The sequence below is a fragment of the Pseudoalteromonas sp. AOP7-A1-14 genome (assembly GCF_052376275.1).
Classification (GTDB): domain Bacteria; phylum Pseudomonadota; class Gammaproteobacteria; order Enterobacterales; family Alteromonadaceae; genus Pseudoalteromonas.
This window is the reverse complement of sequence record NZ_JBQSVO010000177.1, coordinates 1-4,108: the sequence shown is the minus strand read 5'-3', so window position 1 is coordinate 4,108 and position 4,108 is coordinate 1. Positions and strand designations below refer to the sequence as shown.

The 4,108-nt window shown below is 40.0% G+C and carries 7 protein-coding genes; 4 read left to right on the top strand and 3 right to left on the bottom strand.

The genetic code is table 11. The features are described 5' to 3' along the window. Positions 1–264, top strand: a 264-nt coding sequence (locus tag ACT3RM_RS17075) for a hypothetical protein (RefSeq protein ID WP_444511456.1), incomplete at its 5' end; no start/stop codon positions are given. Here ACT3RM_RS17075 and ACT3RM_RS17070 read toward each other — a convergent pair. Next, positions 248–556 carry a GIY-YIG nuclease family protein gene (locus ACT3RM_RS17070; RefSeq protein ID WP_441836647.1) on the bottom strand — a complete coding sequence of 103 codons (309 nt, stop codon included), beginning with the start codon at positions 554–556 and terminating at the stop codon, positions 248–250. The genes ACT3RM_RS17075 and ACT3RM_RS17070 overlap by 17 nt on opposite strands. 114 nt (positions 557–670) lie before the next feature. Here ACT3RM_RS17070 and ACT3RM_RS17065 point away from each other — a divergent pair, with 114 nt between their 5' ends. Further along, entirely contained in the window at positions 671–1,030 is a 360-nt protein-coding gene (locus ACT3RM_RS17065; protein WP_441836648.1) for an outer membrane protein assembly factor BamE, read from the top strand. Between the two features lie 77 nt (positions 1,031–1,107). Here the strand turns inward: ACT3RM_RS17065 and ACT3RM_RS17060 are convergent, their stop codons facing one another. Together ACT3RM_RS17060 and ACT3RM_RS17055 are read right to left on the bottom strand one after the other, a co-directional pair. Then, entirely contained in the window at positions 1,108–1,434 is a 327-nt protein-coding gene (locus ACT3RM_RS17060; protein ID WP_441836649.1) for an RnfH family protein, read from the bottom strand. Then, positions 1,431–1,871: a type II toxin-antitoxin system RatA family toxin gene (locus ACT3RM_RS17055; RefSeq protein ID WP_441836650.1), complete on the bottom strand. Its 441-nt coding sequence runs from the start codon at positions 1,869–1,871 to the stop codon at positions 1,431–1,433. Before ACT3RM_RS17055 ends, ACT3RM_RS17060 begins: the two co-directional genes overlap by 4 nt. Before the next feature lie 326 nt (positions 1,872–2,197). On the opposite strand from ACT3RM_RS17055, the gene smpB reads away from it, so the two are divergent. Further along, complete coding sequence (smpB, locus tag ACT3RM_RS17050; RefSeq protein ID WP_441836651.1) at positions 2,198–2,677, top strand: SsrA-binding protein SmpB; 480 nt, start codon at positions 2,198–2,200, stop codon at positions 2,675–2,677. A 173-nt stretch (positions 2,678–2,850) separates the two neighbouring features. Next, positions 2,851–4,108: TonB-dependent receptor plug domain-containing protein (locus ACT3RM_RS17045; protein WP_444511455.1), on the top strand; the 1,258-nt coding region annotated here is incomplete at its 3' end.

Genomic DNA, 4,108 nt, shown 5'->3' with positions numbered 1-4,108 from the left:
CAGCCCATTAGCTTTGCTATCGGTATTGCACTTTTAGCAAGTTTGATGAGCTATCTATTGGCGCATTCATTTGCATCACCGTTGTCGAAAATAACTAAGCTATTTATGCGTTTAGATTCAGGCCAAGCAAACTTAGCTTATCGTTTACCTCAGTCGAAAAACCTTCACAATGGCGACTCGCTCCTAGCAAGAGCCTGCTTTCAATTGAGGAATTTAAAGCAGACTCAGCGACAACTTAAATTAACGACTAATAAATCCCATTAGCGTTAACAAATAGCTTTTTTTGCTGCTTAGTGAGTTTTTTTAGTTGTATTTCTAACTTACTTGCCGCGCTACGATCTCCAGCCCACTGCTGATATATAAGCTTAAGCGGCCCTTTACCTTTTAAGTTTTTCGCACCTAGCCCAGCCTGGTGCGCCGTAAGGCGCTTATTAACATGGGTCGTTATACCTGTATACCAATGACCATGACGAGTTTGCACTATATATAAATGCCAATTATAAGGCGGCTGTTGTAATATTTGGCTATTCACAATTAAACTTTTAGTTAACTTCATGGTCAAACCATCGCTCTACATACATTTAGGTTAAAACAATTGATTAAAAGGGTTTTACCTTCAGTGACTAATCGGTATCATGAAGATTATAAAAAATAAGGATCCAAATAAACAATGCAGTCGTTAAAAACTTTTTCTTTTTGGCTTATCGTTGCCCTCACATTTACTACACTCGCAGGTTGTTCTAGTTGGGTTTACCGAATTAATATTCCGCAAGGTAATTTTTTAGAGCAAACAGATGTAGATAAGCTCCGCGTTAATATGACTCGTGAACAAGTCCTTTATGTACTTGGTAAGCCCGTCGCTGAAGATGCATTTGATAAAAGCACTTGGCATTACTTGTATGTATTTAACAAAGATCGTAAAAATGAGCAACGTAAGTCACTCGTTATTAATTTTGAAAATGAAAAGTTATCTAGTATTTCAGGTGACTATGAACAACCAAGTGAGTTCAATACTCCGCTTGAAGAGTAAACTAGTTTACTAAAGCAGTAAAAAGGTTAGCTACGGCTAACCTTTTTTGTGTGGGTATAAAATATACTCAACCCACTTTAGGATTTATCAATTGGACGACCACCGGTCACTTTATTAGCTCGACCTTCTTCTTTTGCTTTTTCAGCGCGACGGCGCCTAGCATCTTTAGGATCAGCTATTAACGGACGGTAAATTTCTATTCTATCTCCATCTTCAAGCACTTGGTCCAATTTACAAGTGCGATTCCAAATACCTAAGGTTAATTTGCTAGCATCAATATCAGGACATTTCTCAATAATCCCTGAATTAATCACCGCTTGTTCAGCATGAGTGCCCTTGGGTACTTGTATGTTTAAACAAGTCGCCTTATCCGGCAACGCAAAAACCACTTCAACATTAATCATGACCGCGGCCCATATACTTCTTTTGCCCGTTTAGAAAACGCATTAACCATATTCTTAGCCACTTCATTAAAAATCTTACCAAAAGCAAGCTCTATGAGTTTACTGGCAAACTCAAATTCAAGTTTGAGCTCAACCTTACAGGCTTGCTCATCAAGCATCTTGAAATGCCAGCGCCCATGTAATGCTTTAAATGGTCCATCAACTAACTGTAATGCCACAGTGTGCTCATCAATCATGGTGTTTTCAGTGGTAAACCACTTTTTTAAACCCGCTTTTGAAATTTCAAGACTAGCGGTCATTTTATCTTCTTCCTGAGAAATAATTTTAGCGTCTGAGCAATTTGGTAAAAACTCTGGATACGCGTTAATATCATTCACTAAATTAAACATCTCTTGGCTGCTATACATTACTAGCGCACTTTTTTCTATTTGTGGCATACTCACTCCCAACTGTGTGGGAGAATTTTAGCAAGCTTTGCGTTTTTCCCCAAACTTTACTGGTGCAATTAGGTTTGTTAGCTTTTCCTGATTGAATGTGTAGCATCGTATTTTGATTTTTAGATAAAGGTCATGATCAGAACATGCTAGCTTTGCTCAATTATACTTAGCGCCTATTTTAGGTTACAAAATCTCGTGCCCCGATTAAATCGCCTCTAGATTGCACAAATCCCCCCTTAGAGGCCAACAGACCTAAATTCTATTTTTTAGTCAGAAATTAAAAAATCGATGTAAAAAGCGGTGCTTTACGTATATTATGAGCCACTATGGCTAAGAAAAAATCATCTAAATCGACAAGTAATACCATCGCGCTCAATAAGAAGGCGCGTCATGAGTATTTTTTACACGACAAGTTTGAAGCAGGCGTTGAACTGCAAGGCTGGGAAGTAAAAAGCATCCGAGCTGGCAAAGTAAACATCTCTGAGACTTACATTCACCTAAAAGACGGCGAAGCGTTTTTACTTGGCAGTCAAATTCAGCCACTTATCAGTGCTTCTAGTCATGTAATTTGCGACTCAATGCGCTATCGAAAATTACTATTAAACCGGCGCGAACTAGACCGCCTAGTAGGTGCAACCGAGCGTGATGGCTATTCACTAGTTGCCACGGCCATGTACTGGAAGCAGTGCTGGGTAAAGCTCGAGTTTCACTTAGCGAAAGGTAAAAAAATGCACGACAAGCGTGAGGACGGTAAAAGTAAAGACTGGTCTCGCGAAAAAGAACGGTTAATGAAACACAAAATATAATCTCCTTCAAACGCCTAACTCAGTTAGGCGTTTTTGATTACACGTTATTTAATATATGTAAAAAATTCTATATTAGACCTTCCGCCCACTTGCTTACAATAATGCAACATGCTATTAATACCCCCGGTTAAACAAACCAAAAAAATTAATAACTTGACAACAAGGACTGAAGGATGAAACAAAAAATTCCATTTTCCCCCACTCTTCTTGCGTGTGCAACACTTGCATTTATGGGCAGTTATACTGCGTCAGCAAGTGCCGCTCAAGAAGCTGAAAATGTCGAACGCATTGAAGTGACTGGCTCTCGTATTAAACGCTCAGATATGGAAGGTCCATCTCCCGTACAATCAATTAGCCGTGCAGACATTGATAATATGGGCTACGACAACCTTCAACAATTACTTGAAAAAATGCCTGCTGCTGGTAACGGTACTTTTTCAACTCGTGGTAATAACCAAGACTCAACTGCAAATGGTTCCGCCGCTGTAAGCTTAAGAGGACTCGGGGCTGACGCAACTTTAGTATTAATTAATGGTCGACGCGTAGCAATCAGCGCGTTTGCTGAAAGTATCACTAACTCTTTTGTGGATATCAATAGCATCCCTGTTTCAGCAATCGAACGTATTGATATTTTAAAAGATGGTGCATCTGCTATTTATGGCTCTGATGCAGTAGCAGGTGTCGTTAACGTTATTTTGAAAAAGGATATCGATGGCCTTGAAGTTAACTTAGGCTACGGTGGTACCGATGGCCCTAATTACGAAGAGACGACTGCAAGCTTAGTTTGGGGTACAACTTCAGATAAAAGTAGTGCATCTGTCATTGTTGATTATTATAAGAACACGACTCTTAGTTCAAATGAAATGGGAAGTCTTGGCACAGCTAACCAAGCCCCTTATGGCGGTCAAGACTTTCGCTCATCACGAGGCTTTCCAGGTACATTTGATGTTAATGGCACTCAAATGGCAGATCCAAACTGCCCTGCAGATCAAATAAGTAGCAGTAATAGCTGTGTGTTTGATTATGGTCCTTTTGGCTATATCACTCCAGCTTCTGAGCGTGTTGGTGCTATCTCACAGTTTGAATATAACTTTGATACTGGCATAACTGCTTTTATGGAACTGGCTGTACAACATAATAGTTCAGTTGCACAGGGTGCGCCGACTCCATTAGATAAAGATGCAGGCTTAACTGTGCCAGCTAATCACCCTAATAACCCATTCGGTCAACAAGTGGGGATTAACTTCTTCAGAACTGTAGATGCAGGTGCACGCCAATGGGATATTGAATCTGACACCTTACGTTTTGTTGCCGGTTTAAAGGGTGAAATAAATGACTGGAGCTGGGAAACTGCGGTTCAAAAAGGTCGCAGTAAATCGCTACAAACAGGCGATCGCACACAAGGCTGGGTAAGAACAGACTTTTTACAAC

What these genes read in the sequence shown, in the direction of transcription:
- smpB (WP_441836651.1), top strand. Translation starts at nt 2,198, where the DNA reads ATGGCTAAGAAAAAATCATCTAAATCGACAAGTAATACCATCGCGCTC.
- ACT3RM_RS17060 (WP_441836649.1), bottom strand. Translation starts at nt 1,434, where the DNA reads ATGATTAATGTTGAAGTGGTTTTTGCGTTGCCGGATAAGGCGACTTGT.
- ACT3RM_RS17065 (WP_441836648.1), top strand. Translation starts at nt 671, where the DNA reads ATGCAGTCGTTAAAAACTTTTTCTTTTTGGCTTATCGTTGCCCTCACA.
- ACT3RM_RS17055 (WP_441836650.1), bottom strand. Translation starts at nt 1,871, where the DNA reads ATGCCACAAATAGAAAAAAGTGCGCTAGTAATGTATAGCAGCCAAGAG.
- ACT3RM_RS17070 (WP_441836647.1), bottom strand. Translation starts at nt 556, where the DNA reads ATGAAGTTAACTAAAAGTTTAATTGTGAATAGCCAAATATTACAACAG.